This is a genomic window from Roseibium aestuarii, from assembly GCF_008477545.1.
In the GTDB taxonomy this organism is placed as follows: domain Bacteria; phylum Pseudomonadota; class Alphaproteobacteria; order Rhizobiales; family Stappiaceae; genus Roseibium; species Roseibium aestuarii.
The window spans coordinates 1705926-1731418 of record NZ_VORA01000001.1 but is presented as its reverse complement, the minus strand read 5'-3'; the positions used below and the strand labels follow the sequence as shown (position 1 = coordinate 1731418).

Here is a 25493-nt window from a genome sequence, read left to right as displayed (position 1 = left end):
GTCTCTCCCCCAACAGGCCTATTCGGCGGCTGCCGCCGGACGGGTCAGGAGCGCACGCGTTGCCGCTTCCACATCGTCCTGCCGCATCAGGCTTTCACCGATCAGGAAGGTGGAGATGCCGCAGCGGCCCATGCGGGAAAGATCGGCCGGCGTGAAGAGGCCGCTCTCGCCCACCAGCAGCTGGTCGGAGGGCACGAGCGGCGCGAGGCGTTCACTGGTCTCCAGGCTGGTCTCGAAGGTCTTGAGATTGCGGTTGTTGATGCCGACCATGGGCGAGGCCAGCTTGAGCGCCCGCTCCAGCTCCGCCTCGTCATGAACCTCGAGCAGGGCATCCATGCCGAGCGCGAAGGCCTCGTCTTCCAGCGCCTTGGCCGTGTCGTCGTCGACGCCCGCCAGAATGATCAGGATGCAGTCAGCCCCCCACGCGCGGGCCTCGTGCACCTGATAGGTGTCATAGAGGAAATCCTTGCGCAGGGCGGGAAGCGCAACAGCCTCGCGGGCGGCGATCAGGAACTCCGGCTTGCCCTGGAACGACGGCGTATCGGTCAGCACGGAAAGACACGCGGCGCCACCGGCCTCATAGGCGCGGGCGTGCGCAGGGGGATCGAAGTCGGCGCGGATCAGGCCCTTGGAGGGACTTGCCTTCTTGATCTCCGCGATCAGTCCGTAGTCGCCCGCCTCTGCCCTGGCCCTGAGGGCCTTGTAGAAGCCGCGCGGCGCGCTCTGGTCCGCCTGCATGGCCTTGAGGTCGGCAAGCGAGACGGACGCCTTGGCAGCGGCGATTTCCTCGCGCTTGTAGGCTTCGATTTTTTGCAGGATATCAGCCATGTGCCTGTCCGTTTGAAGTGGCGACCAGTCGGTCGAGACATGCCTGGGCCGCGCCGGTGTCGATGGATTGGGCCGCGAGTTCCAGCCCCTCGGCCAGGGTTGTGGCCTTGTCGGCGACCACGAGGGCTGCGGCGGCATTGAACAGCACCACATCCCGATAAGCGTTTTTCGCGCCGGCCAGAACCTCGCGCAGGGCGGCGGCATTATAGGCAGGTTCCCCGCCCTTGAGCGCGCTGATGTCCACGCGCGGCAGCCCCACGTCTTCCGGGGTGATCTCGAAGGAGCGGATCTGACCGTCCTTCAGCTCCGTCACATAGGACGGCCCGGTGGTGGTGATCTCGTCCATGCCGTCGGAGCCGTGGACGACCCAGAGCCGCTCGGTGCCCCGGTCCCGCAGGGCTTCAGCCACGGGCTCCAGCCAGCGCCGGTCGAAGACGCCGAGAAGCTGACGCTTCACGCCGGCCGGGTTCGACAGGGGGCCGAGGATGTTGAAGATGGTGCGGGTGCCCAGTTCCATGCGGGTCGGGCCCACATGCTTCATGGCCCCGTGATGGAGCGGCGCGAACATGAAGCCGATGCCGGCGCTGCGGATGCAGTCGGCAATGACGTCCGGACCGATGTCGATGTTGATGCCGAGCTGGGCGAGCGCTTCCGCCGATCCGGATTTCGACGACAGGGACCGGTTGCCATGCTTGGCCACGGGCACGCCGCAGCCGGCCACCACCAGCGCGGTGCAGGTGGAAATGTTGTAGCTGCCGGTATTGTCACCGCCCGTGCCGACGATGTCGATGGCGTCGTGAGGTGCGGACACCCGCACCATCTTCTCGCGCATGGACGCGACGGCGCCGGTGACTTCGGAGACGGCCTCGCCGCGCACCCGCAGCGCCATCAGGAAACCACCGAGCTGGGAGGGTGTCGCGGATCCGGTGAGGATGATGTCGAAGGCCTCTTTGGCCTCCTCGTGGGAGAGCCTTTCGCCGTCGCCGACCTTGGCCAGGAAATCCTTGAAGTTGCGCATGGTCCTCGTTGCTCATGGGCCGGGCAGCCTGCCGCCTTGTGGCCCGGGGAAGGTTCAGGGGCCAGTTCAGCTGCCAGTTCAGGGGCCAGCTGGGGCCGCTGTGGGGCGCAGGGACGAGGGCGGCACCGCGTGCCGCCCCTGTTTCGCGGGGAGCCCGACCGCCGAGGGTCAGGCTCGCTCGTTCGTGTCAGTTAACTGGCTCAGTTGACCGGGCTCAGTTGACGGGCGTTCCGATCACCTGGGCGATCCCGGCCTGATTGACCTTCACGCCAGCGGTTTCCTCGATGTGCACCACATACTGGTTCAGCATGGAATCCTGCAGCTGACGGGTCAACTGGATCTCGAGACCGGCAATGCCATCCGCCTCGCGGAAGAAGGCGGGAACGGAGGCATTGGTGACCTTGAGCACCAGGCGCTCGCCGTCATTCTCGCCGGCAACCGTCTGCACCGTGCCGACAGGACCGGAGAAGACGGCTTGGACCGCCTCACGACCCAGCGCCGAGGCGGAGCGGCTGACGCCTTCCTGGGACTGGACCGTCAGGCCCAGCTCTTCGGCAATGGCGGTCATGGCGGCGCCGTCCTTGACGCGCTTGGCGACATCGGCGGCCAGCTCGTCGAGGCGGGCGGCGACCTGAGCGGCCTTCCAGCCGTCAATGACGCGCTGGCGCACTTCCGAAAGTTCGCGTTCGCGGGCCGGGATGACTTCCGTCACCTCGTACCAGAGGAAGCCGCGAGAGCCGAGCTGCAGCGGGTCGTTTTCGACGCCCACATCGGATTCGAATGCGCCGGAGACCAGACCCTCGACCTGCGGCAGGTCAACGGTCTTGTCGCCATCGTCCTTGCCGGTGGCGTCGAAGGCGGCGGGCGTCGTGACGGAGAGCTGGAAGCGCTGCGCCACTTCGGCAAGGCTCGCCCCACCGGCGCGGGCATCTTCCACTTCACCCATCAGGTCCAGCACTTCGCGCTCGGCGTTTTCGGTCGCCAGCGCCTTGCGGATCTCGTCCTTCACGTCGTCGAAGGCCTTGGCATGTTCGGGCGCGATCTCGGTGACCTTGAGGATCGCCGGGGCAAAGCGACCGTCGATCAGGCCGCTGGTCTCGCCTTCGGAGAGGGAGAAGGCTGCATCGCCCAGAGCTGCGTCGAGGAAGTCGGTGCGGGCCATCAGGCCAAGGGCGACGTCCTGCTCGCCGAGGTTCCGCTCGGCCATCAGGTCTTCGAAGGTGGTGCCGGAGGCGAGCTTGGCGGCCGCCGCTTCGGCTTCCTCGCGGGAGGTGAACGTCATCTGCAGGACCTTGCGCTTTTCCGGATCGGTGTAGCCGTCCTTGGTGCGCTCGTATTCTGCACTGACATCTTCATCGGAGACGTTCTCCGGCCGGGCCAGGCTTTCCGGGCTCAGCTCGAGCAGGGCCACCTTGCGGTATTCCGGCGCGCGATAGGCGTCCTTCTGCTCGTCGTAATAGGCGGTCAGCGTCGCATCGTCCGGATCGGCAACCGGCTCGAGCTGGGCTGCGGTCAGACGCAGGTAGTCCAGCGAGCGGGTTTCGCTCTGGTAGGCGTGGAGCGCTTCCAGATAGGCGGCCGGTGCGCTCATGCCACCGGAGACGCCCTGGGCGATCTGCTGGCGCAGGGCCTGAGCCTGACGCTCGAGCACGAACTCGTCCTCGCTGATGCCATTGGAGCGCAGCAGCTGGCCGAGACGCAGGCGGTCATAGGTGCCCGTCGGCCCGATGAGCGCCGGATCGCTGTGGATCAGCTTGGCGAGCTCTTCGTCGGAGAGGCCGAGGCCGAGAGAATCGGCGGTCTCATCCAGCGCGGCTTCGGCCACGAGCTTGCCCAGCGTCTGCTGGGGAATGCCGAATTGAGCGCCTTCCGTCGTGGTCAGCGGACGGCCGATCTGGCGGCCAAGCGCATCGAGGTCCCGGCGATAGGCCCGGTCGAACTGGAAGACGGAGATTTCCGTATCACCCACGGTCGCAGCCACATTGCGCCCGAAGCCGCGGAAGATATCCGCAATGCCCCAGACCGCAAAGCTGAGCACAAGCAATGCAATGAAGAGTTTGGCAACCCAGGTGCCGGCGCCCTTGCGCAGCGCGTCGAGCATGGTGTCTCCCGTCGTTTTCGTTCATCAGGACCGCAGCCGTGCCCGTTTCCGAGCCGGCAAAGGGAAGATCGCCCGGCCCTGCATGAAACATGCAGTCACCTGGAGCGAAGCGGCCGGATCATAGAGACGCTTGGCAAGGGGAGCAAGGCGGCGCGAAGAACTAAAGCGCAGCATTCAATCGTTATATTTCTGGAGCCTCGCGCCGGATCGGCTATAGAACTGCCCGATGGAGTTCCAACGCCTCAGGAGGAGATGCGCCGTGGCAACCAATCCGACCGAAAAGACCATCAAGCCGATCGTGGCCGGCAACTGGAAGATGAATGGCGCGCGCGCCTCGCTGGCGACCCTCGCCGAGATCGGCAAGGGCGTTTCCGCTTCCCTTGCGTCCCGCGTTGACGTGATGATCTGCCCGCCCGCGACCCTGGCCTACACGGCAGCCGTCGCCAGTGTCGGCATGCCGCTTGCCATTGGCGCGCAGGATTGCCACGTGGCCGCATCCGGCGCCCACACCGGCGACATTTCCGCTGAGATGCTGGCCGATTGCGGCGCGCGTGCCGTGATCGTCGGGCATTCGGAGCGCCGTGCCGATCATGGCGAGAGCGATGCGCTGGTGCGGGCCAAGGCGGAAGCCGCCCACCGTGCGGGTCTGGTGGCCATCGTCTGCGTCGGGGAAACCGAAGCCCAGCGGCGGGCCGGCGAGGAAATCGGCGTCGTGGCCGACCAGCTTGAAGGGTCGGTGCCCGACGGGGTGACGGCCGACAACACCATCATTGCCTATGAGCCGGTCTGGGCGATCGGCACCGGCCTTACGCCCACCGCGCAGGATGTGGCCGCCATGCACAAGGCCATGCGCGATGTGCTCGTGGCCCGCTTCGGGGCGCAAGGTGCGGCCATGCGTCTTCTCTATGGCGGCTCGGTCAAGCCGGGCAATGCGGCCGAGCTCATGGCCGTTGCGCATGTGGATGGGGCGCTCGTCGGCGGCGCCAGCCTGAAGGCGGACGATTTCCTCGGTATTCTCGCAGCCTACGCCTGACTGCGTGCCGGGCGGGGGCGGAAAGATTCTCATCTGACATCACCACGCTGAAGATCTTAAGGCCCTCGAATCGCGTCCCGGTTCGAGGGCCTCTTGCGTTCTGGGGCCGTGCCAAAGCCGCGCGGAAGGAAGCAGGGGCGGGAGCCTGCGGGTGCGGCAAGGGCAGGGCGGGGGCTCTCCCTGCGTCTGCGGCGCAAAGGCTGGACTGCCGCCGGTTCCGCGATTTCCAGTCTTCCCCTTCATGGTCGATCAGGGGAGGGATGAAGGCGGATTGGCGGCGGATTTCGCGGGTGCAGAAACGCTCTCTTAACCGTGACCGGCCATAGTCGGAACAGACCCGTCGTATCCGAGTTCAAAGGTCTTCATCCGTGCCCGCGACCACCCGCCAGCGCAAGCAATCCGTCCTCCGCCGACTGACCATTCCGACAGCCGCCCTGTCGGTTCTCGCCTATTTCGGCTTCCATGCCCTGAATGGCGAGCTGGGGCTGGTCGGACGCGCCCGCATCGAGCGCCAGGAAGCCATGCTTCAGGCCGAGCTCGACGCCCTGGTGAAGGAGCGCAGTCTCCTGCTCTCGAAGGTTTCCCTTCTGCGTCCGGAAAGCCTTGATCCGGACATGGTCGACGAACGCGCGCGCCAGAGCCTCAACCTCGTCCAGAAGGATGAATTGGTAATTTTGCGAAGGGCGCAGCGCTACGCGAACGTAAACCGTGAACTGGTTAATCGTTAGGTTTTAGCCGGATTTCAGTTAATCAACGTTTCTTTATAAGTTTCAATTAGATAATTCATGCTGCACCTGCGTTGTGCCTATCTTTCATTGACAAGAGGCGCAGGTTAATTTCCGCTGGATGTCTATAGGGAAACGCCAGCTAGAGACGAGGGATATGGCCGCAGCGACTAAGACCACTGCCGGCTCGGGCGCAACGTCCGCAAGCCGCACGCGCGGAGCTGCCAAATCGGCCGCTCAGGCGATCGTAGAATTCGACAAGGATCAGGAACTCCACGCCTATCGCGAGATGCTCCTCATTCGCCGCTTCGAGGAAAAGGCCGGCCAGCTTTATGGCATGGGTCTGATCGGCGGCTTCTGCCACCTTTACATCGGTCAGGAAGCTGTCGTCGTCGGCATGCAGATGGCCAAGAAGGATGGCGACCAGATGATCACCGGTTACCGGGATCACGGTCACATGCTGGTCATGGGCCTCGACCCGAAGGGTGTGATGGCCGAGCTGACCGGACGCCGCGGCGGCCTTTCCAAGGGCAAGGGCGGCTCCATGCACATGTTCTCCAAGGAACAGCATTTCTACGGTGGCCACGGCATCGTCGGCGCCCAGGTGTCTCTCGGCACCGGTCTGGGCTTTGCCAACATGTACCGCAGCAACGGCAACGTCGCGATGGCCTTCTTCGGTGACGGCGCTTCCAACCAGGGTCAGGTCTACGAGAGCTTCAATATGGCTCAGCTGTGGAAGATCCCGGTCGTCTACGTGATCGAGAACAACAAGTACGGCATGGGCACCTCCGTGGCCCGTTCCTCCGCCACCACCGATCTCTCCCAGCGCGGCGCCTCCTTCGGCATCCCGGGTGAACAGGTCGACGGCATGGATGTGCGCGCTGTCATGGCCGCGTCCGAGCGGGCTCTGGAACACTGCCGCACCGGTCAGGGTCCCTACATCCTGGAAATGGTCACCTATCGCTACCGCGGCCATTCCATGTCCGACCCGGCGAAGTACCGCTCCAAGGAAGAAGTGCAGAAGATGCGCACCGAGCACGACCCGATCGAGCAGGTCCGCAAGCGCGTGCTCGATGCAGGCTGGGCCACCGAGGACGATCTGAAGCAGATCGACAAGGACGTTCGCGCCATCGTGGCCGAAGCGGCCGAATTCGCCCAGACCGACCCGGAGCCGGATGTGTCCGAGCTCTACACCGACATCCTGCTCTGAGCCTTAGGGGACGACCATGCCGATTGACATTCTGATGCCGGCTCTCTCGCCGACGATGGAAGAGGGCAAGCTCGCCAAGTGGCTGAAGGCCGAGGGCGACACCATTTCCGCAGGCGACGTGATCGCCGAAATCGAAACCGACAAGGCAACCATGGAAGTGGAAGCCGTGGACGAGGGCGTGCTGGGCAAGATCCTGGTGGCCGAAGGCACCGAAGCCGTGAAGGTGAACGAGAAGATCGCGATCCTTCTGGCCGAAGGCGAGGACAAGAGCGCTCTCGACGGCGCTGCTTCTGCTCCCGCTGCCGCCCCGGCCGCCGCAGCTCCGGCTCCGGCCGAAGCCAAGGCCGCTCCGGTTCCGGCCGCGCCTGCCGCTGCCGAAACCCCTGCCGAATCCGACTATCCGGCTGGCACCCCGATGAAGTCCTCCACCGTGCGTGAAGCCCTGCGCGACGCCATGGCGGAAGAAATGCGCCGTGACGGCGACGTCTTCGTCATGGGTGAGGAAGTGGCTGAGTACCAGGGTGCCTACAAGATCACCCAAGGGTTGCTGGACGAGTTCGGCGCCCGCCGCGTCATCGACACGCCGATCACCGAGCACGGCTTTGCCGGTCTGGGCGTGGGCGCTGCCATGGCCGGCCTGAAGCCGATCGTCGAGTTCATGACCTTCAACTTCGCCATGCAGGCGATTGACCAGATCATCAACTCCGCCGCCAAGACCCTCTACATGTCCGGCGGTCAGCTGGGCGCGCCGATCGTCTTCCGCGGTCCGAACGGGGCAGCCGCCCGCGTCGGCGCACAGCATTCCCAGGACTACGCCTCCTGGTATGCCCATGTGCCGGGCCTCAAGGTCATCCAGCCCTATTCGGCTGCCGATGCCAAGGGCCTGCTCAAGGCCGCTATCCGCGATCCGAACCCGATCGTCTTCCTGGAAAACGAGATTCTCTACGGCCAGACCTTCGAGATCCCGGATGTGGAAGACTTCGTCCTGCCGATCGGCAAGGCCAAGGTCGAGCGCACCGGGTCCCAGGTGACCCTCGTGTCCTGGGGCATCGGCATGACCTACACCCTGAAGGCCGCCGACGAACTCGCCGCCATGGGCATCTCTGCCGAAGTCATCAATCTGCGGACCATCCGTCCGCTGGACATCGACACGGTGATCAAGTCCGTCCAGAAGACCGGCCGTCTGGTGACCATCGAGGAAGCCTTCCCGATGTGCTCCGTCTCGTCGGAAATCGCCTATCAGGTTCAGGAAAAGGCCTTCGACTTCCTCGATGCCCCGATCCTGCGCGTGACCGGCAAGGACGTTCCGATGCCCTATGCCGCCAACCTGGAAAAGCTGGCCCTGCCGAATGTCGGCGAGGTCATCGACGCGGTGAAAGCCGTCACCTACACCGCCTGACCCCGGGGGGAAGCACATGCCTATCAACATCACGATGCCGGCGCTCTCTCCCACCATGGAAGAGGGCAACATGGCCAAGTGGCACGTCAAGGAGGGAGACAAGGTCTCCGCCGGTGACGTGATCGCGGAAATCGAGACCGACAAGGCGACCATGGAAGTGGAAGCCGTGGACGAGGGCACGGTCGGCAAGATCGTCATCCCGGAAGGCACCGCCTCCGTGAAGGTGAACGAGCTGATCGCCATCCTGCTGGAAGACGGCGAAGACGCTTCGGCGCTTTCCGGCGGCGCGGCGCCCAAGGCGGAGGCAGCCCCTGCTGCCGCTGTTCCGGCCCCGGCTGCCGCTCAGTCTGCTGCCCCCGCGGCTGCAGCTCCGGCTGGCCCGGCTCCGGTGACGGCCTCGGGCGACCGGGTCTTCTCGTCTCCGCTGGCCCGTCGTCTGGCCAAGCAGGCCGGCCTCGACATCGCCGCCATTTCCGGCACCGGTCCCAAGGGCCGTGTCGTGAAGAGCGACGTGGAAAAGGCCATCGCCTCTGGCACCGGCAAGGCAGCCGCTCCGGCGGCCGAGGCGCCGAAGGCCGCAGCCGCAGCACCTGCTGCCGCCGCACCCGCCGGTCCGTCGAAGGATCAGGTGCTCAAGCTGTTCGAGGAAGGCTCCTACGAGCTCGAGCCTCATGACGGCATGCGCAAGACCATTGCCAAGCGCCTCACCGAGAGCAAGCAGACCATCCCGCACTTCTATGTGTCGGTGGATTGCGAGCTCGATGCGCTCCTCGCCCTGCGGGTTCAGCTCAATGACGCGGCCCCGAAGGACAAGGACGGCAAGCCGGCCTACAAGCTGTCGGTCAACGACATGACCATCAAGGCCCTGGCGCTCGCCCTGCGCGACGTGCCGGATGCCAACGTGTCCTGGACCGACGATGCCATGGTCAAGCACAAGCACGCCGATGTGGGCGTCGCCGTGTCGATCCCGGGCGGCCTGATCACGCCGATCATCCGCAAGGCGGAAGCCAAGGCCCTTTCCGTCATCTCCAACGAGATGAAGGACATGGGGGCGCGTGCAAAGTCCAAGAAGCTGAAGCCGGAAGAGTATCAGGGCGGCACCACCGCCGTGTCCAACATGGGCATGATGGGGGTCAAGAACTTCGCTGCCGTGGTCAACCCGCCGCACGCCACCATTCTGGCGGTCGGCGCGGGCGAGAAGCGCCCCGTGGTCAGGAACGACGCCCTGGCGATCGCCACCGTCATGACCGTGACGCTCTCCACCGACCACCGCTGCGTGGACGGTGCCCTTGGCGCCGAGCTCCTGCAGGCCTTCAAGGGCTACATCGAGAACCCGATGAGCATGCTCGTCTGATCGAGCCGATCTGGGCGCGGCGGATCTGCCGCGCCCGCTTTCCTGCACATATTCCCAGGGGGAAACGATGGCCGACACGAATTACGACGTCCTCATCATCGGCTCCGGTCCCGGCGGTTACGTCACCGCCATTCGCGCCGCACAGCTGGGCCTGAAGACCGCAATCGTCGAACGCGAGCATCTGGGGGGCATCTGCCTCAACTGGGGCTGCATTCCTACCAAGGCGCTGCTGCGCTCTGCCGAAATCATGGATCACGCCAACCACGCCAAGTCCTATGGGCTGACGCTGGAAGGCAAGATGACCGCCAAGGTGGAAGACGTGGTCGCCCGCTCCCGCGGCGTCTCAGCGCGGCTTAACGGCGGCGTCGGCTTCCTGATGAAGAAGAACAAGATCGACGTGATCTGGGGTGAGGCCAAGGTCACCAAGCCGGGCGAGATCGTCGTGGGCGCCTCCTCCAAGCCGGCTGTTCAGCCGCAGAACCCGGTGCCGAAAGGCGTCAAGGGGGAGGGCACCTACACCGCCAAGCACATCATCGTCGCCACCGGCGCCCGTCCCCGTGCCCTTCCGGGCATCGAGCCGGACGGCAAGCTGATCTGGACCTATTTCGAGGCCATGAAGCCGGACTTCATGCCCAAGTCCCTGGTCGTCATGGGCTCTGGCGCCATCGGCATCGAGTTCGCCTCCTTCTACCGCTCCATGGGCGTGGATGTGACGGTGGTCGAAGTCATGTCCCAGGTCATGCCGGTGGAAGATGCGGAAATCTCCGCCATCGCCCGCAAGGCGCTGGAAAAGCGCGGCATGAAGATCCTGACCGAGGCGAAGGTCGCCAAGGTCGAGAAGGGATCCAACTCCATCAAGGCCCATGTGGAGACCAAGGACGGCAAGGTGCAGGTCATCGAGGCCGACCGTCTGATCTCCGCCGTCGGCGTGGTCGGCAACATCGAGAACCTCGGTCTCGAGGCGCTCGGCGTGAAGACCGATCGCGGCTGCATCGTCATCGACGGCTATGGCAAGACCAACGTGGCGGGCCTCTATGCCATCGGCGACGTGGCCGGCCCCCCGATGCTTGCCCACAAGGCCGAGCATGAGGGCGTCATCTGCATCGAGAAGATCGCGGGCGTGCCGAATGTTCATCCGATGGACAAGGGCAAGATCCCGGGCTGCACCTACTGCAACCCGCAGGTCGCCTCGGTCGGTCTGACGGAAGCCAAGGCAAAGGAACAGGGCCGCGAGATCCGCGTCGGCCGCTTCTCCTTCGGCGCCAACGGCAAGGCCATTGCGCTCGGTGAGGACAACGGTCTGATCAAGACGATCTTCGACAAGAAGACCGGCGAGCTCATCGGCGCCCACATGGTGGGGGCGGAAGTGACCGAGCTGATCCAGGGCTTCGTGGTGGCCATGAACCTGGAAACCACCGAGGAAGACCTGATGCACACGATCTTCCCCCATCCGACCCTGTCGGAAATGATGAAGGAATCGGTGCTCGACGCCTATGGTAAGGTGCTGAACGCCTGATGGAAAAATCGAGAACCGGCGCGCGCGCCGGTTCTCGCGGTTTCGGGGGGTGTCCTCCATGCTGTCCCGGCCTTGAGCCGGGACCTCTACGGTCTCGAGCGTGGCCCTGTTGGCATACACTCGGGAGGTCCCGGATCTTCGCTTCGCTCCGTCCGGGACAGCGGAGTGTTTATGAGTACAGATGCCCCCTCATGCGGAGACAGCGCCTCGAGCGTCTTCTTGATTGAGGCCGGGTGATTGCCTTGAAGGGCAAGGGCAGGGGAAACTTTCATGGGCTTCATTCTCTGGATCATCATCGGCCTGGCCGCTGGTGCCATCGCCCATCGGGTGATGAACAGCCGCGGCGGCTTTCTCGGATCTCTTGTGGTCGGCCTGGTCGGTGCCTTGCTGGGGGGAAAGCTGGCGGATATGTTCCAGCTCCACGTGGCCGGCGGGCTCGTCGACCAGTTCCTGATCGCGACCCTCGGCGCCATCCTGTTCCTCTTCATCTGGAAGAAGCTGTTCTGAGCTCATGAGCACCGAAACCCTTGCCGACTTTCCCGCCCGCGCGAGCGACAAGCTGCGCTATGGCGACACCGATGCCCAGGGGCATGTGAACAACGCGGTCTTTTCCACCTTCCTGGAAACCGCGCGCACCGAACTGCTCTATGCGGCAGCCGAAGGGGACGAGGCGATCCTTGATCCCGACTGCGGCTTCGTGATCGTGCGCCTTGAGCTGGACTATGTGGCCGAGGTCCTGTGGCCGGGCAGCGTCGACATGGGCACCCGGGTCGTGAAGGTCGGATCGAGCTCCGTGACCCTGGACCAGACCGTCTTCCAGGCCGACAAGGTGGTGGCTCGCGCCCGCTCGGTCATGGTTCAGGTGAACCTGGCGAGCCGCAAGCCGCAGGCCCTGTCGGAGCGGGCCAAGGCCCGCCTCGAAGCGCTGATCTGATGCGGACTGGCGGGGCTCTGGTGGTGTCCGCCTGCTGCACAAACAGACCTGCACGAGCCGCATGGCGGCCCGTGCCAAACAACACTTGACCTTTTCCCGGAAGAGCGACACTTAAGCGCCATGGTTACGATCGTCGACACCCTCTCGAAGTCCGCTGACGCCCGCTCGGAGCGGCCGCGCCATCCGGAAAAGGCTCACCGTCCCGACAATCCGGTGCAGCGCAAGCCGCAGTGGATCCGCGTCAAGGCGCCCACGTCTCCGGTCTATCGGGAAACCCACGACATCGTGAAGAAGAACGGTCTGGTGACCGTGTGCGAAGAGGCCGGCTGCCCCAACATCGGGGAATGCTGGTCGAAGAAGCACGCCAGCTTCATGATCCTGGGCGACACCTGCACCCGCGCCTGCGCCTTCTGCAACGTGCGCACCGGCATGCCGGGGGCCGTCGACCAGAAGGAGCCGGGCTCCATCGGTGAGGCGGTGGCCCGCATGGGGCTCGATCACGTGGTCATCACCTCCGTCGACCGGGACGATCTGGACGACGGCGGCGCGACCCATTTCGCCAACGTCATCCGCGCCATCCGCGAACAGTCTCCGGGCACCACCGTCGAGGTTCTGACCCCGGACTTCCTGCGCAAGGACGGCGCCATCGAGATCGTGGTGGAAGCGCGCCCCGACGTGTTCAACCACAATCTGGAAACCGTTCCGTCGAACTATCTCAAGGTTCGCCCGGGCGCCCGCTACTTCCACTCCATCCGTCTGCTGCAGAAGGTCAAGGAGCTGGATCCGGGCATGTTCACCAAGTCCGGCATCATGGTTGGCCTCGGCGAAGAGCGCAATGAAGTGCTCCAGCTCATGGACGACCTGCGGGTTGCGGATGTGGACTTCCTCACCATCGGTCAGTATCTCCAGCCCTCGAAGAAGCATCACCCGGTGATGTCCTTCGTGACGCCGGAAGGGTTCAAGGCCTATGAGCGGATCGCCTATGCCAAGGGCTTCCTGAAGGTCTCGGCCAGCCCGCTGACCCGGTCGTCCCACCATGCGGGCGAGGATTTTGCGGATCTCAAGGCCGCCCGCCTCGCCAAGCTCGGTCACTGACACGGACCTCGAGAAAAGACAGGCCCGCCGGGCAGGCTCGAGTGAGCCTTTCCGAACGGGCCGGGAAGACGAAACATGCCCAGCTTTTCCTCCACCCAGAAGGTGAACCATCCCGCCAGCGAGATGTTCAATCTCGTGGCGGATGTCGAGCAGTATCCGGTCTTCGTGCCGCTCTGCCAGGCGCTCACCGTGCGCGGGCGCAAGTCCCTCGAGGACGGCCGCGAGATTCTGGTGGCCGACATGACGGTGGCCTACAAGCTGTTCCGGGAAACCTTCACCAGCCGGGTCGAGCTGCGTCCGGCCGAGAATGTCATCCTGGTGGAATATCTCGACGGGCCCTTCAAGCACCTTGAGAATCGCTGGACCTTCACCGACACCGGTGCGGGTCAGTGCGACGTGGGCTTCTTCATCGACTATGAATTCAAGAGCCGGGCGCTCGGCTCCCTCATGGGGGCCATGTTCGACCGGGCCTTCCGCAAGTTCTCTTCCGCCTTCGAGGCGCGTGCCGACGAGATCTACGGGCTCTGAGGCAGTCAGGCTGAGACGTCGGGGCTTACTTGAAGCCCTGGAAGGCGTCGCGGATCACCCGCATGCGGCTGGCCTTCATGTTGACGCCGGAGTTGTTGCGCCGGATCTCCGCCAGCTCCCCCTTGGAGAGGCCAAGGTCCTCAAGCTTCACCTGCAGCTGCGGCGACTGGCAGACGATAGCCCGATCGCTGGCCTCGTTGCGCTCCACCGTCAGTGTCCGGCCGGCTTCAGCCTCCGTCTCCGTCCACAGTACGGTTGCCGGTCGCACCCAGTAGGTTTCACCGCAATAGCTCACCTTCACGAAGCCGGGGCGCTTGGTCTGGGAGATCTGCTGGTAGCCGTTGAAGCTGCCGTTGGAATTTTCAGAGCGGATGTAAAAATCGGAATCGATCTGCGGGGTTTCGTTGGCCGGGGCAGGGGGCGCGGCAAGGATCAGCGCTGCGCAGGCGGTCAGCGTGATCGCAAGCAGGCGTCCCATCAGCGCCGGAGCGGCAGCATTCGGATGCGCGCACGCGGCTGTTGCGGCCGAAAGGGGCCGGCCGCGCTGCTGCGCAATGACTGTCCGGGTGCCATGGGTGTGTGGGGTCGCTGCCATCAAGGTTGCTCCGTGTCCGGTCGCGTCTCGGCCTGTCGCCAGGACGCTTCTCACCCGCACTCAAGCAGAGCAAACTTGTCTTAACCTTTCGCAAACGCCTTGAGCCGCGCTCTTGTGCGCTGCGGTGGGTGCCTGTGCGAGATTCATTCGTCGTGATAGGTGGTCTTCTGCCGGTCGTTGCCGGTCTTGGACAGCTGGAAGCTGTCGCGGATCGCGGCAAAGCGATTGACGGAGTCCAGATAGCGGCCATCGGTGCGCAGGACCGTGCGGGCGTTTTCGTCAATGCCAAGATCGCGCAGGGTGACCTGCTTTTCCGGTTCGTCGCAGATCGGACGCCAGCCGAGGCCCTTGTTGAACTCGACGCGAACCTTGTTCGCATTGTCCACTTCGACCTCGGTCCAGGCTACGGTCACGGGCCGGACCCAGTAGGTTCGGCCGCAATAGCGGACTTCGCGCATGTCCGGTCCCTGCTCGTCGAAAATCTTGTGGCTGCCGACAAAGTTCCCCTCCCGGTCACGGGAAATGAGGAAATAGTCCGGAACAAGGATGGTTTCGGCAAGCGCGCCCGTGGTCATCGCGGCAAGCGCTGCGAGAACGAGAAGCGGGCGCTGGAGACCAAAGCTCCTGGCATGGATGCTGACCGGATGACGCATGTACTTTGATCCCGAAAAGCTGGCCGCTTGCGCCGACCGAGACCTCGAACCTAGATTGTCAGGCTCGCAGTCTAAAGCGCAGCTGTCACGATTTTCCCAAGAACATGTCTAAGACTTTACGCAAGTTGAGAAAACGGGTGCTTTAATTGGCGTGATAGCTGCCGCTGGCCGAGGAATTCCCTGTCTCTTCCGGTTTCTCACGGAACGCCTTGGAAATGGCGCTGAACCGGTTTCCGCCATGGGAGGGGGCGCTGCTCGCCGGATCCTCGGCCAGGCGCCGATAGGCGGCAACCACCTCGGCCGCATCCAGCGCGATCCCGAGATTGGCGAGGGTTACCTGCTGGTCGGGATTGTCGCAGAGCGGGCGCCAGCCCTTTCCGAAATTATACTCGACCTTGACCGCGCGCTTGTTCTCCACCTCCAGCTGGGTCCAGGCCACCGTATAGGGCAGGACATAATAGGCCCGCCCGCAATAGGTGACCTGATACAGCCCGTCGGAACTGGACGGATAGATCTTGTGGCTGCCGGTGAACTCGCCGCCCCGATCCCGGGAGATCAGGTAGGTGTCGCCCGGCGTCGGCAGCTCTTGCTGGGCCGCGGAGGTTCCAGAAAGGGGCAACGCGCTCGCCACGAGGCTCGCGAAGATGCCGCTCAATCGGCGCAGTCTTGCGGGATATTCTCTCACGGATCTGGTCGCTCCCGGGACAATTTCAATCACATTGACAAAAATCCTAGGGCAAAGCCCTTGAGGTCTCCTTAGGCAGTTTGATCAAATTTGAAATGATCAGTAAAGCGTAGAGCACCGTGGAATAACGGACACCTTTCCGGTCAAGTTTTTCGAAGACCATGTGGAAGGTGCAGGTCTCCTGATCTTTCACGGCCAGCCCGAAATGGACCGTGCCGACCGGCTTCTCTTCTGAGCCACCGCCGGGCCCCGCAATCCCGGTCACGGACACGGCAATATCCGTGCGCGCATTGGCGAGCGCGCCGCTGGCCATCTCTGCGGCAACTTCCGCGCTGACCGCCCCGTGGCGGGCAAGCGTCTCGTCCTTCACCCCGAGAAGGTCCTGCTTGGCCTGATTGGAATAGGTCACCAGTCCCCGGTCCACCACGGCGGAGGAGCCGGAGATGGCGGTCAGGACGCCGCTGATCAGGCCGCCGGTGCAGGATTCGGCCGTCGCCACCGTGAGCCCGCGCTCTGCCAGGGCCGGAATGAGCCTTTCGGCCAGATCCTCAAGCTCGTCCCAGGAAGGAACGGTTGCAGGGAGGGTCGGAGCGTCGATCATCACCTTCTCCTTTTCCGGTCGGCAGATGGCGGGGCTTTCAGAAGGGCAGGCGGATGGTGGCGGCTGCCATGCAGGCGATGCCCTCCTTGCGGCCGGTGAAGCCGAGCCGCTCCGATGTTGTGGCCTTCACGGCGACGCGGCCGACCGGAATCTCGCAGATCCGGGCGATCGAGGCACGCAGCGCCTCGCGCACTGGCCCGATCTTCGGAGCTTCGCAGATCAGCGTGACATCCGCATGGGCCAGCAGGCCGCCACGCGCCCGCAGCCGATCGAGGGCATAGACAAGGAACTGGTCAGAGGCAGCGCCCTTCCACTGCGGATCGGAGGGTGGGAAATGGCTGCCGATGTCCCCATCGGCCAGTGCGCCGAAAATGGCGTCGGTCAGCGCATGCAGGGCCACATCCGCATCGGAGTGGCCTTTCAGCTTGCGGTCGTGGGGCACGCTGACCCCGCCCAGAATGACCGCGTCACCGTCCTCGAAGGCGTGCACGTCATAGCCCTGACCGACCCGCACGTCAGGCAGGGCAGCAAGTGCGGCAAGGGACCATTGAGGGGAGGAAGACGCCATGGATCGGTTCTCTTCGGAGTTCTCTGGGAGCGGGACCGGAGCAGCTGACCGGTCCCGGCGCAGGCGCAGCAGGTCCTCGGCGCGGACCAGGTCCTGCTGTGTGGTGATCTTGAAACTGTCGGACGCGCCGAGCGTGAGGGTTACCGGATGGCCCTGCCATTCGGCAAGGCCCGTGTCGTCGGTAAAGTCGTCGCGGCCTTCTGCTGCTGCCCTTTCGTGGGCGCGCAGGATCGCATCGAAGGCGAAGCCCTGTGGGGTCTGTGCGGCCCAGAGATTGGTGCGGTCCACCGTATCAAGCCGTCCACCCTCCGTCGTCTCGGCACGTTTCAGCGTGTCAAAGACGGGCAGGGCGGCCAGCGCGGCCGTAGCGCCCCCGTCGAGTGCATCGAGACAGGCGGCGAACACCTCGCTCGGGGTGAAGGGGCGCGCTGCATCGTGAATGAGCACCTGCTCCGGGCGCGGGCTGTCGGCCGTCAAAGCGGTGAGGCCGTTGTGGACGGAGACCTGCCGGGTCGCCCCGCCCTCGATGGGGGCAAGAAGGCGCGCGCGTTCGCTCTCGCTCAAAGGAGCAATCGCCGCAGCGTAATGCAAGTGGTCGTCCGGGTGGATAACCACGGCGGTCTTCGTTATACGGCCACAGGACAGAACAGCCCGCAGCGTGTGGGTGAGGACGGGAACTCCGGCCACGTGCCTGTATTGCTTGGGCAGATCCTGCGGCGTGCGGGCGAGCCGCGTACCGCGTCCGGCGGCGACGACCAGCGCCGCCACGTGTCTCGTCATGTTTGCTCTCGTCAGGTCAGTCTTGCTGCGGGTGCGCATCGTCCCACAAGCGAAACGCCTTTGAAACAGGCAAAACGCAATTTTATCAAGCCGCGGGCGCGTTTAGAGCGGATTGCCTCTTGTGGCAGCGCAAAAAATGGCTACGGTATAGGCAATAACAGGGTTGCACAGGTTATGAGCAGTTCAAACGTCTCTCCCAGATTGGGGCCTCTTCAGGTCGGTCCGTACGAGCTGCCCGCCCGGGCCTTTCTGGCGCCCATGTCCGGCGTCAGCGACCTGCCGTTCCGTCGCATCGCGGCCCGGTTCGGTGCAGGCCTGGTGATCAGTGAAATGGTCGCCTGCGAAAGTTTCGTGAAGGGTGACGCGGAAACCCAGATGCGCGCCGAGGCCCAGGCCGACGGTCTGCATGTGGTGCAGCTGGCCGGACGCGAGGCCCGTTTCATGGGCGAGGCGGCCAAGGTCGTGGCCGGGGCAGGGGCCCAGATCATCGACATCAACATGGGGTGTCCCGCCAAGAAGGTGACGAGCGGCTATTCCGGCTCCGCGCTCATGCGCGACCTCGATCATGCCCTGACCCTGATTGACGCCACCGTGGCCGCCGTCGATGTGCCGGTCACCGTGAAGATGCGTCTCGGCTGGGACGAGACCTCTCTCAATGCGGCCGATCTGGCGCGCCGGGCGGAAGCCGCTGGCGTGCAGATGGTCACCGTCCACGGCCGCACCCGCCAGCAGTTCTACAAGGGCGACGCCAACTGGGACGCCATTGCCGGCATCAAGCAGGCCGTCTCCATACCGGTCGTGGCCAATGGCGACTGTCGCAGCTCTGCCGATGCGGTGGAGATGCTGCGCCGGTCCGGTGCCGACGCGGTGATGATCGGGCGCGGGGCCTACGGGCGTCCATGGCTGCCCGGAACCGTCAGCCGCTTCCTGGCCACGGGGCAGGAAGGCGAAGCGCCGCAGGGCGCCGATTTCGCGGCCCTGGTGGCCGAGCATTACGAGGACATCTTGCAGCATTACGGAACCCATGCGGGCCTGCGCATCGCCCGCAAGCATCTGGGCTGGTACCTGGAGGTCGCGCCCGCCGGATCTGCCGAGGACCCGGCCTTCCGCCGCGCGCTTCTGACAAGCAGCAATCCGCAGGAGGTCCTGGGCCTGCTGGGAAGCTGGTTCTCCGCCCTCGAAACCCGGAGCGCCGCATGACCCCTGAAAGTCTCTCCAAGGGCCGGGCCGAAGCGCTGGCCAGCGATGGCCCGACGATTCTCGACGCTCTGCCTCATCCGGTCCTGCTCGTCGCCCCCGACGGGGTGATCGAGACTGCCAACATGGCCGCAGAGATCTTCATGCGCTGCTCGGTCTCCATGATGCAGCGGCATCCGATCGAATATTTCGTGCCTTTCGGCAGCCCGTTGCTCACCCTGCTGGAGCAGGTGCGCGAACGGGGTGCGGCGGTCAACGAATACAAGGTCGACATCGGGTCTCCGCGCATCGGCGCGCCCAAGGTCGTGGACATCAATGCCTCTCCCGTGCCGGATCGTCCCGGTGCCGTGGTGCTTATGTTCCAGGAAAAGACCATGGCGGAGAAGATCGACCGCCAGTTGACGTCCCGGGGGGCTGCGCGCACTGTGACCGGCCTGGCGGCCATGCTCGCCCACGAGATCAAGAACCCGCTCTCGGGGATCCGCGGCGCGGCCCAGCTGCTGGAACAGTCCGTGCCCGACGCCGACCGGCCGCTGACCCGCCTCATCACCGACGAGACCGACCGGATCGTCAAGCTTGTGGACCGGATGGAGGTCTTCTCCGACGAGCGCCCGATCGAGCGCGAGCCGGTGAATATCCATGTGGTACTCGACCACGTGAAGCGGCTGGCCGACAACGGCTTTGCCCGCAACAAGCGGATCGTCGAGGCCTATGACCCGTCGCTCCCGCCGGTCTTCGCCAACAAGGATCAGCTGATCCAGGTGTTCCTGAACCTGATCAAGAACGCCTCGGAAGCCATTGGCGACGATCCGGATGGTGAGATCCGCGTCACCACGGCCTTCCGGCCGGGGATCCGCCTCTCGGTGCCGGGCACCGACGAGCGGGTCAGCCTGCCGCTTGAGTATTGCGTCTACGACAATGGCCCCGGCGTGCCGGAGGACCTGCTGCCGCATCTGTTCGAACCCTTCATCACCACCAAGACCAATGGTTCCGGCCTGGGTCTGGCACTGGTTGCCAAGATCATCGGCGACCATGGTGGTGTGATCGAATGCGACAGCCAGCCCCGCCGGACCGTCTTCAGAATTCTCATGCCCGCCTTCGTCGAGACTGACGGCGGCCCAGTGACAGGACAGAAGTGATCATGCCAAGCGGCACCATCCTCGTCGCAGATGACGATGCAGCCATCCGGACCGTGCTCAACCAGGCCCTTTCCCGGGCCGGCTACACGGTTCGCCTGACGTCCAACGCCACCACCTTGTGGCGCTGGGTCTCCTCCGGCGACGGCGATCTGGTGATCACCGACGTGGTCATGCCAGACGAGAACATCTTCGACGTGCTGCCGCGCATGAAGAAGCTGCGCCCCGACCTGCCGGTCATCGTCATGAGTGCCCAGAACACCTTCATGACCGCGATCCGCGCGTCCGAGAAGGGGGCCTACGAATACCTGCCGAAGCCCTTCGACCTGAAGGAGCTGACCGGCATCGTGAGCCGCGCCCTCGAGGAGCCGAAGCTCGCCCGCAAGGTGGAAGGCGACGACCTGTCCGAAGGCATGCCGCTGGTCGGCCGCTCGCCTGCCATGCAGGACATCTACCGGGTGCTCGCCCGCCTGATGCAGACGGATCTGACGGTCATGATCAACGGCGAATCCGGCACCGGCAAGGAGCTGGTCGCGCGCGCGCTGCATGATTACGGCAAGCGTCGCAACGGCCCCTTCGTGGCGATCAACATGGCCGCCATCCCGCGCGACCTGATCGAGGCCGAGCTGTTCGGGCACGAGAAGGGCGCCTTCACCGGCGCGCAGAACCGCTCTTCGGGCCGCTTCGAGCAGGCCGATGGCGGCACCCTGTTCCTCGATGAAATCGGTGACATGCCGATGGAAGCCCAGACCCGGCTTCTGCGCGTGTTGCAGCAGGGCGAATACACCACCGTCGGTGGCCGGACCCCGATCAAGACCGATGTGCGCATCGTTGCGGCCACCAACAAGGATCTGCGGCACCTGATCAATCAGGGGCTCTTCCGCGAGGATCTGTATTTCCGCCTGAACGTGGTGCCGATCCGCCTCCCGCCGTTGCGCGAGCGCGCCGAGGACATCGGCGATCTGGTGCGCCACTTCTTCTCGCTGGCGGAGAAGGAAGGGCTTCCCTCCAAGCAGCTGGACCAGGGCGCGCTCAATCTCCTGCGCCGCTATCGCTGGCCGGGCAACGTGCGTGAGCTGGAAAACCTCGTGCGCCGTCTGGCCGCGCTCTATCCCCAGGACGTGATTTCCGAGAGCCTGCTGGAGCAGGAACTCAGCCAGCCGAGCACCTCGCCGCTGGAAGAGGACGGCTCGGAGACCATCAATCTGGGGGCTGCGGTCGAGCGTTATCTTGGCGGCTATTTCGAGAATTATGGCGACGCCCTGCCGCCTCCGGGCCTCTATCACCGCATCCTGCGGGAGGTGGAGTATCCGCTGATCAGTGCGGCTCTCGCCGCCACCCGGGGCAATCAGATCAAGGCGGCAGAACTGCTTGGCGTCAACCGCAACACCCTGCGCAAGAAGATCCGCGATCTCGACGTCCAGGTGATGCGCTCCTCGCGCTGAGCCACTGGAATTTTGAGAAACAGCACAACGGCCGCCCGGGATCCCGAGGCGGCCGTTGGCATGCCGGGCATGTGTGACGTTGAGAATCACAGGGTCATTCGCGCCGGCCGTCTGCCCCTGCAACTGACCGAAATGGCCGGTGGATCCTTAGAGGCGACGGTTTCCCTGTCCAGCCTGTCTCGGATTTGACCGTTAGGTCAGGTTTTCCAAAAGCGATCCGGCAACAATGGGTGGACAGTCCCTGCGTGCCCTGACAATGTCGCAATTCGGCAACAGCTTGTGGCAATTGTGTTGCAGCGGGATCCCGTCGCGGGTCAGTTGCAGCGGCTCGGCTGCCGGAGAGGCGGTCGAAAGAGGGTGCAGACGGGGACCGATGATCTTGGGAACGGTACAGGGTGCAGTCGGGGCTCAGGTCTCCAGCGGCAAGCTGGGGCGCCGGATCGGGCTCGCCATCATGCTGATCGCCCTGGTCTCCATTGGCATCACCTTCTTCATCCTCACCGGCATGACGGCCATCGCGCCGACCCAGAAGGTCATCTGGACGGCGATGAGCGTCAACGGCACGCTCGCGGTGCTTCTGCTGCTCACCATCGGCTGGGAGATCGGCAAGCTGCTCAATGCGCGCCGGCGAGGCCGCGCCGCTGCCCGTCTCCATGTGCGCATCGTCACCCTGTTCAGTTTCGTGGCCGCCGTTCCGGCGCTTCTGCTGGCGATTCTGGCCGCCATCACCCTCGACCGCGGGCTTGACCGCTGGTTCGAGGAACGCACCCGCCAGATCATCGACAATGCGCTGGTCGTGGCCCAGGCCTATCTGCAGGAACATGCGCGTGTGTTGCGCGGCGACATCATCGCCATGGGCAATGACGTGGACCGGGCCCGCACGGTCTATGACTTCGAGCCGACCCGCTTCGATGCCTTCTTCAACGCCCAGGCCTCCGTCCGCGGGCTGCTGGCCGCCTTCATCGTCGACGCGAAGGGCGCGGTGATCACCCGCGTGGTGCGCGATCCACGCATCAACATTCTCCAGCCCCCCCAGCAGAGCCTCGAGAAGGCCCAGTCCGGCGAGCCGATCCTGATTGCTCCGGGCAATTCCAATCTTGTCGGCGGGGTCGTGAAACTCGCCGCCTACAACGATCTCTATCTCTATGGCGTGCGGGCGATCGACCCGCGGGTGATCGAATACCAGCGCCTGGCAGAGGAGGGGGCCTCCGCCTACAAGGAACTGGAAGGGGCCCGCTTCGGCGTGCAGGTCGCCTTCGCGCTGGTCTATCTCGGCGTCGCGCTGATCCTGCTGCTGTCGGCGATCTGGATCGGCTTCGGCTTCGCGAACGGTCTTGTCGCGCCCATCCGCACCCTGATTTCGGCGGCCGACGAGGTGTCCAAGGGCAATCTCTCGGTCAAGGTGGAAACCAACCGCTCCGAGGGGGACCTTGCCAATCTCGGCCAGACCTTCAACAAGATGACAGGCCAGCTGGTTGGCCAGCGTGATGCGCTTCTGGCCGCCAACGAGCAGATCGACCGCCGCCGCCGCTTCAACGAGGCGGTTCTGGCGGGCGTTTCCACCGGGGTGATCGGCATCGACGATGATGCGACCATCGCGCTGGTCAACCGCTCCGCCCAGATCCTCCTCGACATGGAGGAGATGCAGATCCTCCGCCAGCCGCTGACCGAGATCCTGCCCGAGCTGACGGAATTCCTCGCCCATGCCCGCGAGCGCGATCACGAGCGGTTCCACGAGACCCAGCTCGAAATCGCTCGCGGCGGCCGCCAGCGCATCGTCATCGTGCGTCTGACCTCCGAACAGTCGACCCGGCGCGAGCACGGCTATGTGGTCACCCTCGACGACATCACCGATCTTGTCTCGGCGCAGCGCAATTCCGCCTGGGCGGATGTGGCGCGCCGCATTGCCCACGAGATCAAGAACCCGCTGACCCCGATCCAGCTCTCGGCCGAGCGCATCCGCCGCCGCTATGGCAAGAAGATCGAGGAGGACCGCGGGGTCTTCGACCAGTGCATCGACACGATCATCCGGCAGGTCGGCGACATCGGCCAGATGGTGGACGAGTTTTCATCCTTCGCGCGCATGCGCAAGCCCAGCAAGACACGGGCCGACATGCGCAACATCCTGCGCGAAGCCGCCTTCATGCAGACGGTGGCCAATGCGGAGATCGAGATCGAGACGGTCCTGCCGGACGAGCCGGTCGAAGCGATCTTCGACCAGCGCCTCGTCGGGCAGGCGCTGACCAATGTCATCAAGAATGCGGCGGAGTCCATCGAGGGGCGGCTGGCGGCGGAAGCCGCGGCGGCCACGGACTCCTACGCGCCGGCGAGCGAGCCGGCAAAGGGCAGGATCCGCGTGACCCTGTCCCGTCAGGGCGAGCGCATCGTGGTCGACGTGCGCGACAATGGGGTCGGTCTGCCCCAGGAAAACCGGCAGCGCCTGCTGGAGCCCTACATGACCACGCGGGAGAAGGGGACGGGGCTCGGCCTCGCCATCGTCCGCAAGATTCTGGAAGACCATGGCGGCGGCATTGAGCTGCTCGACGCGCCGGATCGGGAACTGGGCGAAACCGGGTGCCTGGTGCGCCTGACCCTGTCCGCGGTTGCCATGGAGAACGAGGACGGCGGTCCGACCCCCGGGGTCGACCGTCACGAAGAGACAGCGTGACGACACATGGCACATGACATTCTCGTCGTGGATGACGAAAAGGACATCCGCGAACTGATTTCCGGGATCCTGGACGACGAGGGCTACGGCACTCGCATGGCCAGCGACAGCGACACGGCCATTGCCGCGGTCAAGGAGCGCCGGCCGTCCCTCGTGGTGCTCGACATCTGGCTGCAGGGGAGCCGGCTGGACGGGCTCGGCGTGCTGGATGCGCTGAAGGAAATGGATCCGGACCTGCCGGTCGTCATCATCTCCGGTCACGGCAATGTGGAAACCGCCGTTTCCGCCATCAAGCGCGGGGCCTATGACTATATCGAGAAGCCCTTCAAGACCGACCGCCTGATCCTGATCGTCGAACGCGCGCTGGAAGCCTCCAGCCTGCGCCGGGAAAACCGCGAGCTGAAGCAGAAGACCGGGTCTGCCGACGGCATGGTGGGCAGCTCCAGTGCGGCCAACCAGCTGCGTCAGGCCATCGACAGGATCGCGGCCACCAACAGCCGGGTGCTGATCTCCGGTCCGTCCGGGTCGGGCAAGGAACTGGCGGCCCGCATGATCCACGATCTGTCGGCCCGCGCCCGCAGCCCCTTCGTCGTCATCAACGCGGCCACCATCACGCCCGACCGGATGGAGGAGGAGCTCTTCGGCATCGAGGACCAGGATGGCAACATCCGCAAGGTCGGTGCGCTGGAAGAGGCCCACGGCGGCACGCTCTACCTCGACGAAGTCGGCGACATGCCGCTGGAGACCCAGGGCAAGATCCTGCGGGTGCTGGTGGAGCAGAGCTTCTCCCGTCTCGGTGGGGCGCGGAAGGTCCAGGTCGACGTGCGCATCCTGTCATCCACCGCCAAGGATCTGGAAGGCGAGATCGTGGCGGGCACCTTCCGTCAGGACCTGTTCCACCGCCTGGGAGTCGTGCCCCTGCGGGTGCCGGGACTGGCCGAGCGCCGGGAGGACATTCCGACCCTGGTGAATTATTTCGTCGAGCAGGTATCGGCCGCCTCCGGCATTCCGGTGCGCGAGATCGGCGCCGATGCCATGGCGGTGCTCCAGACCCATGACTGGCCGGGCAACGTGCGCCAGCTTCGCAACAACGTGGAGCGCCTGCTGATCCTGGCGCGCGGCGAACCGGACCAGCCGGTGACCGCCGATCTGTTGCCGGCGGAGGTGGGCGCCATGCTGCCCGGTCTGGCCAGCAATGGCGGCGGCGAGCAGCTCATGTCCATGCCCCTGCGCGAGGCGCGCGAGATCTTCGAGCGGGATTACCTGCAGGCCCAGATCAAGCGCTTTGACGGCAATATTTCGCGGACGGCCGAATTCGTCGGCATGGAGCGCTCCGCCCTCCACCGCAAATTGAAGAGTTTGGGGCTGTCCTGACCGGCCAGCTCTGCTAAGGGATCTGTCCTAGGGCAAGTCAATCGAGGGTC

23 protein-coding genes are annotated in these 25493 nt (G+C 64.8%); 15 read left to right on the top strand and 8 right to left on the bottom strand.

Going from position 1 to position 25493, the window contains the following annotated elements; translation table 11 throughout:
• Positions 1 to 18: 18 nt before the first annotated feature.
• The 3 genes from trpC to FR728_RS07350 form a co-directional block, all read right to left on the bottom strand.
• Entirely contained in the window at positions 19 to 828 is an 810-nt protein-coding gene (gene trpC, locus FR728_RS07360) for an indole-3-glycerol phosphate synthase TrpC (protein ID WP_149891923.1), read from the bottom strand.
• Positions 821 to 1846, bottom strand: a complete 1026-nt coding sequence (trpD, locus tag FR728_RS07355; RefSeq protein ID WP_149891922.1) for an anthranilate phosphoribosyltransferase — start codon at positions 1844 to 1846, stop codon at positions 821 to 823. The genes trpC and trpD overlap by 8 nt, the downstream gene beginning before the upstream one ends.
• 214 nt (positions 1847 to 2060) lie before the next feature.
• Entirely contained in the window at positions 2061 to 3947 is a 1887-nt protein-coding gene (locus tag FR728_RS07350; protein ID WP_149891921.1) for a SurA N-terminal domain-containing protein, read from the bottom strand.
• 259 nt (positions 3948 to 4206) lie between these two features.
• Here FR728_RS07350 and tpiA point away from each other — a divergent pair, with 259 nt between their 5' ends.
• From tpiA to FR728_RS07300, 10 genes are all read left to right on the top strand, one after another.
• Positions 4207 to 4980 (top strand): triose-phosphate isomerase, encoded by a 774-nt coding sequence (gene tpiA / locus FR728_RS07345; protein ID WP_280115331.1) that lies wholly within the window; start codon positions 4207 to 4209, stop codon positions 4978 to 4980.
• Between the two features lie 368 nt (positions 4981 to 5348).
• On the top strand, positions 5349 to 5708 hold the full coding sequence (locus FR728_RS07340; RefSeq protein WP_188318813.1) for an FtsB family cell division protein: 360 nt from the start codon (positions 5349 to 5351) through the stop codon (positions 5706 to 5708).
• 154 nt (positions 5709 to 5862) lie between these two features.
• Complete coding sequence (gene pdhA, locus FR728_RS07335) at positions 5863 to 6915, top strand: pyruvate dehydrogenase (acetyl-transferring) E1 component subunit alpha (protein ID WP_149891919.1); 1053 nt, start codon at positions 5863 to 5865, stop codon at positions 6913 to 6915.
• A gap of 16 nt (positions 6916 to 6931) precedes the next feature.
• On the top strand, positions 6932 to 8314 hold the full coding sequence (locus FR728_RS07330) for a pyruvate dehydrogenase complex E1 component subunit beta (RefSeq protein ID WP_149891918.1): 1383 nt from the start codon (positions 6932 to 6934) through the stop codon (positions 8312 to 8314).
• A gap of 16 nt (positions 8315 to 8330) precedes the next feature.
• Positions 8331 to 9668 (top strand): pyruvate dehydrogenase complex dihydrolipoamide acetyltransferase, encoded by a 1338-nt coding sequence (locus tag FR728_RS07325; RefSeq protein ID WP_149891917.1) that lies wholly within the window; start codon positions 8331 to 8333, stop codon positions 9666 to 9668.
• Between the two features lie 67 nt (positions 9669 to 9735).
• Complete coding sequence (lpdA, locus tag FR728_RS07320) at positions 9736 to 11184, top strand: dihydrolipoyl dehydrogenase (RefSeq protein ID WP_149891916.1); 1449 nt, start codon at positions 9736 to 9738, stop codon at positions 11182 to 11184.
• Positions 11185 to 11454: 270 nt separating this feature from the next.
• Positions 11455 to 11691, top strand: a complete 237-nt coding sequence (locus FR728_RS07315) for a GlsB/YeaQ/YmgE family stress response membrane protein (protein WP_149891915.1) — start codon at positions 11455 to 11457, stop codon at positions 11689 to 11691.
• Between the two features lie 4 nt (positions 11692 to 11695).
• Complete coding sequence (locus tag FR728_RS07310) at positions 11696 to 12118, top strand: acyl-CoA thioesterase (RefSeq protein WP_149891914.1); 423 nt, start codon at positions 11696 to 11698, stop codon at positions 12116 to 12118.
• Between the two features lie 120 nt (positions 12119 to 12238).
• On the top strand, positions 12239 to 13213 hold the full coding sequence (lipA, locus tag FR728_RS07305; protein ID WP_149891913.1) for a lipoyl synthase: 975 nt from the start codon (positions 12239 to 12241) through the stop codon (positions 13211 to 13213).
• 75 nt (positions 13214 to 13288) lie between these two features.
• Positions 13289 to 13741, top strand: coding sequence for a type II toxin-antitoxin system RatA family toxin (locus FR728_RS07300; protein WP_149891912.1), 453 nt, complete (start codon positions 13289 to 13291; stop codon positions 13739 to 13741).
• Between the two features lie 25 nt (positions 13742 to 13766).
• Here the strand turns inward: FR728_RS07300 and FR728_RS07295 are convergent, their stop codons facing one another.
• The 5 genes from FR728_RS07295 to ispD form a co-directional block, all read right to left on the bottom strand.
• Entirely contained in the window at positions 13767 to 14336 is a 570-nt protein-coding gene (locus FR728_RS07295; protein WP_149891911.1) for a hypothetical protein, read from the bottom strand.
• A 143-nt stretch (positions 14337 to 14479) separates the two neighbouring features.
• Positions 14480 to 14989, bottom strand: a complete 510-nt coding sequence (locus tag FR728_RS07290) for a hypothetical protein (RefSeq protein WP_149891910.1) — start codon at positions 14987 to 14989, stop codon at positions 14480 to 14482.
• Positions 14990 to 15131: 142 nt separating this feature from the next.
• Positions 15132 to 15644 carry a hypothetical protein gene (locus FR728_RS07285; protein WP_149891909.1) on the bottom strand — a complete coding sequence of 171 codons (513 nt, stop codon included), beginning with the start codon at positions 15642 to 15644 and terminating at the stop codon, positions 15132 to 15134.
• Between the two features lie 76 nt (positions 15645 to 15720).
• Positions 15721 to 16275, bottom strand: coding sequence for a CinA family protein (locus FR728_RS07280; protein ID WP_149891908.1), 555 nt, complete (start codon positions 16273 to 16275; stop codon positions 15721 to 15723).
• Positions 16276 to 16312: 37 nt separating this feature from the next.
• Entirely contained in the window at positions 16313 to 17623 is a 1311-nt protein-coding gene (gene ispD / locus FR728_RS07275; protein WP_149891907.1) for a 2-C-methyl-D-erythritol 4-phosphate cytidylyltransferase, read from the bottom strand.
• 174 nt (positions 17624 to 17797) lie between these two features.
• Here ispD and dusB point away from each other — a divergent pair, with 174 nt between their 5' ends.
• The 5 genes from dusB to ntrX all read left to right on the top strand — a co-directional run bounded on the left by dusB (position 17798) and on the right by ntrX (position 25443).
• Positions 17798 to 18823: a tRNA dihydrouridine synthase DusB gene (gene dusB, locus FR728_RS07270; protein WP_149891906.1), complete on the top strand. Its 1026-nt coding sequence runs from the start codon at positions 17798 to 17800 to the stop codon at positions 18821 to 18823.
• Positions 18820 to 19959, top strand: a complete 1140-nt coding sequence (locus FR728_RS07265; protein ID WP_149891905.1) for a two-component system sensor histidine kinase NtrB — start codon at positions 18820 to 18822, stop codon at positions 19957 to 19959. The genes dusB and FR728_RS07265 overlap by 4 nt, the downstream gene beginning before the upstream one ends.
• Positions 19960 to 19961: 2 nt before the next feature.
• Positions 19962 to 21401, top strand: coding sequence for a nitrogen regulation protein NR(I) (gene ntrC, locus FR728_RS07260; protein WP_149891904.1), 1440 nt, complete (start codon positions 19962 to 19964; stop codon positions 21399 to 21401).
• A gap of 373 nt (positions 21402 to 21774) precedes the next feature.
• Positions 21775 to 24069, top strand: a complete 2295-nt coding sequence (locus FR728_RS07255; RefSeq protein WP_149891903.1) for a sensor histidine kinase NtrY-like — start codon at positions 21775 to 21777, stop codon at positions 24067 to 24069.
• A 6-nt stretch (positions 24070 to 24075) separates the two neighbouring features.
• Positions 24076 to 25443 carry a nitrogen assimilation response regulator NtrX gene (ntrX, locus tag FR728_RS07250; protein ID WP_149891902.1) on the top strand — a complete coding sequence of 456 codons (1368 nt, stop codon included), beginning with the start codon at positions 24076 to 24078 and terminating at the stop codon, positions 25441 to 25443.
• Positions 25444 to 25493: the final 50 nt, after the last annotated feature.

What these genes read in the sequence shown, in the direction of transcription:
- trpC (WP_149891923.1), bottom strand. Translation starts at nt 828, where the DNA reads ATGGCTGATATCCTGCAAAAAATCGAAGCCTACAAGCGCGAGGAAATC.
- trpD (WP_149891922.1), bottom strand. Translation starts at nt 1,846, where the DNA reads ATGCGCAACTTCAAGGATTTCCTGGCCAAGGTCGGCGACGGCGAAAGG.
- FR728_RS07350 (WP_149891921.1), bottom strand. Translation starts at nt 3,947, where the DNA reads ATGCTCGACGCGCTGCGCAAGGGCGCCGGCACCTGGGTTGCCAAACTC.
- pdhA (WP_149891919.1), top strand. Translation starts at nt 5,863, where the DNA reads ATGGCCGCAGCGACTAAGACCACTGCCGGCTCGGGCGCAACGTCCGCA.
- FR728_RS07330 (WP_149891918.1), top strand. Translation starts at nt 6,932, where the DNA reads ATGCCGATTGACATTCTGATGCCGGCTCTCTCGCCGACGATGGAAGAG.
- FR728_RS07325 (WP_149891917.1), top strand. Translation starts at nt 8,331, where the DNA reads ATGCCTATCAACATCACGATGCCGGCGCTCTCTCCCACCATGGAAGAG.
- lpdA (WP_149891916.1), top strand. Translation starts at nt 9,736, where the DNA reads ATGGCCGACACGAATTACGACGTCCTCATCATCGGCTCCGGTCCCGGC.
- FR728_RS07315 (WP_149891915.1), top strand. Translation starts at nt 11,455, where the DNA reads ATGGGCTTCATTCTCTGGATCATCATCGGCCTGGCCGCTGGTGCCATC.
- FR728_RS07310 (WP_149891914.1), top strand. Translation starts at nt 11,696, where the DNA reads ATGAGCACCGAAACCCTTGCCGACTTTCCCGCCCGCGCGAGCGACAAG.
- lipA (WP_149891913.1), top strand. Translation starts at nt 12,239, where the DNA reads ATGGTTACGATCGTCGACACCCTCTCGAAGTCCGCTGACGCCCGCTCG.
- FR728_RS07300 (WP_149891912.1), top strand. Translation starts at nt 13,289, where the DNA reads ATGCCCAGCTTTTCCTCCACCCAGAAGGTGAACCATCCCGCCAGCGAG.
- FR728_RS07295 (WP_149891911.1), bottom strand. Translation starts at nt 14,336, where the DNA reads ATGGCAGCGACCCCACACACCCATGGCACCCGGACAGTCATTGCGCAG.
- FR728_RS07290 (WP_149891910.1), bottom strand. Translation starts at nt 14,989, where the DNA reads ATGCGTCATCCGGTCAGCATCCATGCCAGGAGCTTTGGTCTCCAGCGC.
- FR728_RS07280 (WP_149891908.1), bottom strand. Translation starts at nt 16,275, where the DNA reads ATGATCGACGCTCCGACCCTCCCTGCAACCGTTCCTTCCTGGGACGAG.
- ispD (WP_149891907.1), bottom strand. Translation starts at nt 17,623, where the DNA reads ATGACGAGACACGTGGCGGCGCTGGTCGTCGCCGCCGGACGCGGTACG.
- dusB (WP_149891906.1), top strand. Translation starts at nt 17,798, where the DNA reads ATGAGCAGTTCAAACGTCTCTCCCAGATTGGGGCCTCTTCAGGTCGGT.
- FR728_RS07265 (WP_149891905.1), top strand. Translation starts at nt 18,820, where the DNA reads ATGACCCCTGAAAGTCTCTCCAAGGGCCGGGCCGAAGCGCTGGCCAGC.
- ntrC (WP_149891904.1), top strand. Translation starts at nt 19,962, where the DNA reads ATGCCAAGCGGCACCATCCTCGTCGCAGATGACGATGCAGCCATCCGG.
- FR728_RS07255 (WP_149891903.1), top strand. Translation starts at nt 21,775, where the DNA reads ATGATCTTGGGAACGGTACAGGGTGCAGTCGGGGCTCAGGTCTCCAGC.
- ntrX (WP_149891902.1), top strand. Translation starts at nt 24,076, where the DNA reads ATGGCACATGACATTCTCGTCGTGGATGACGAAAAGGACATCCGCGAA.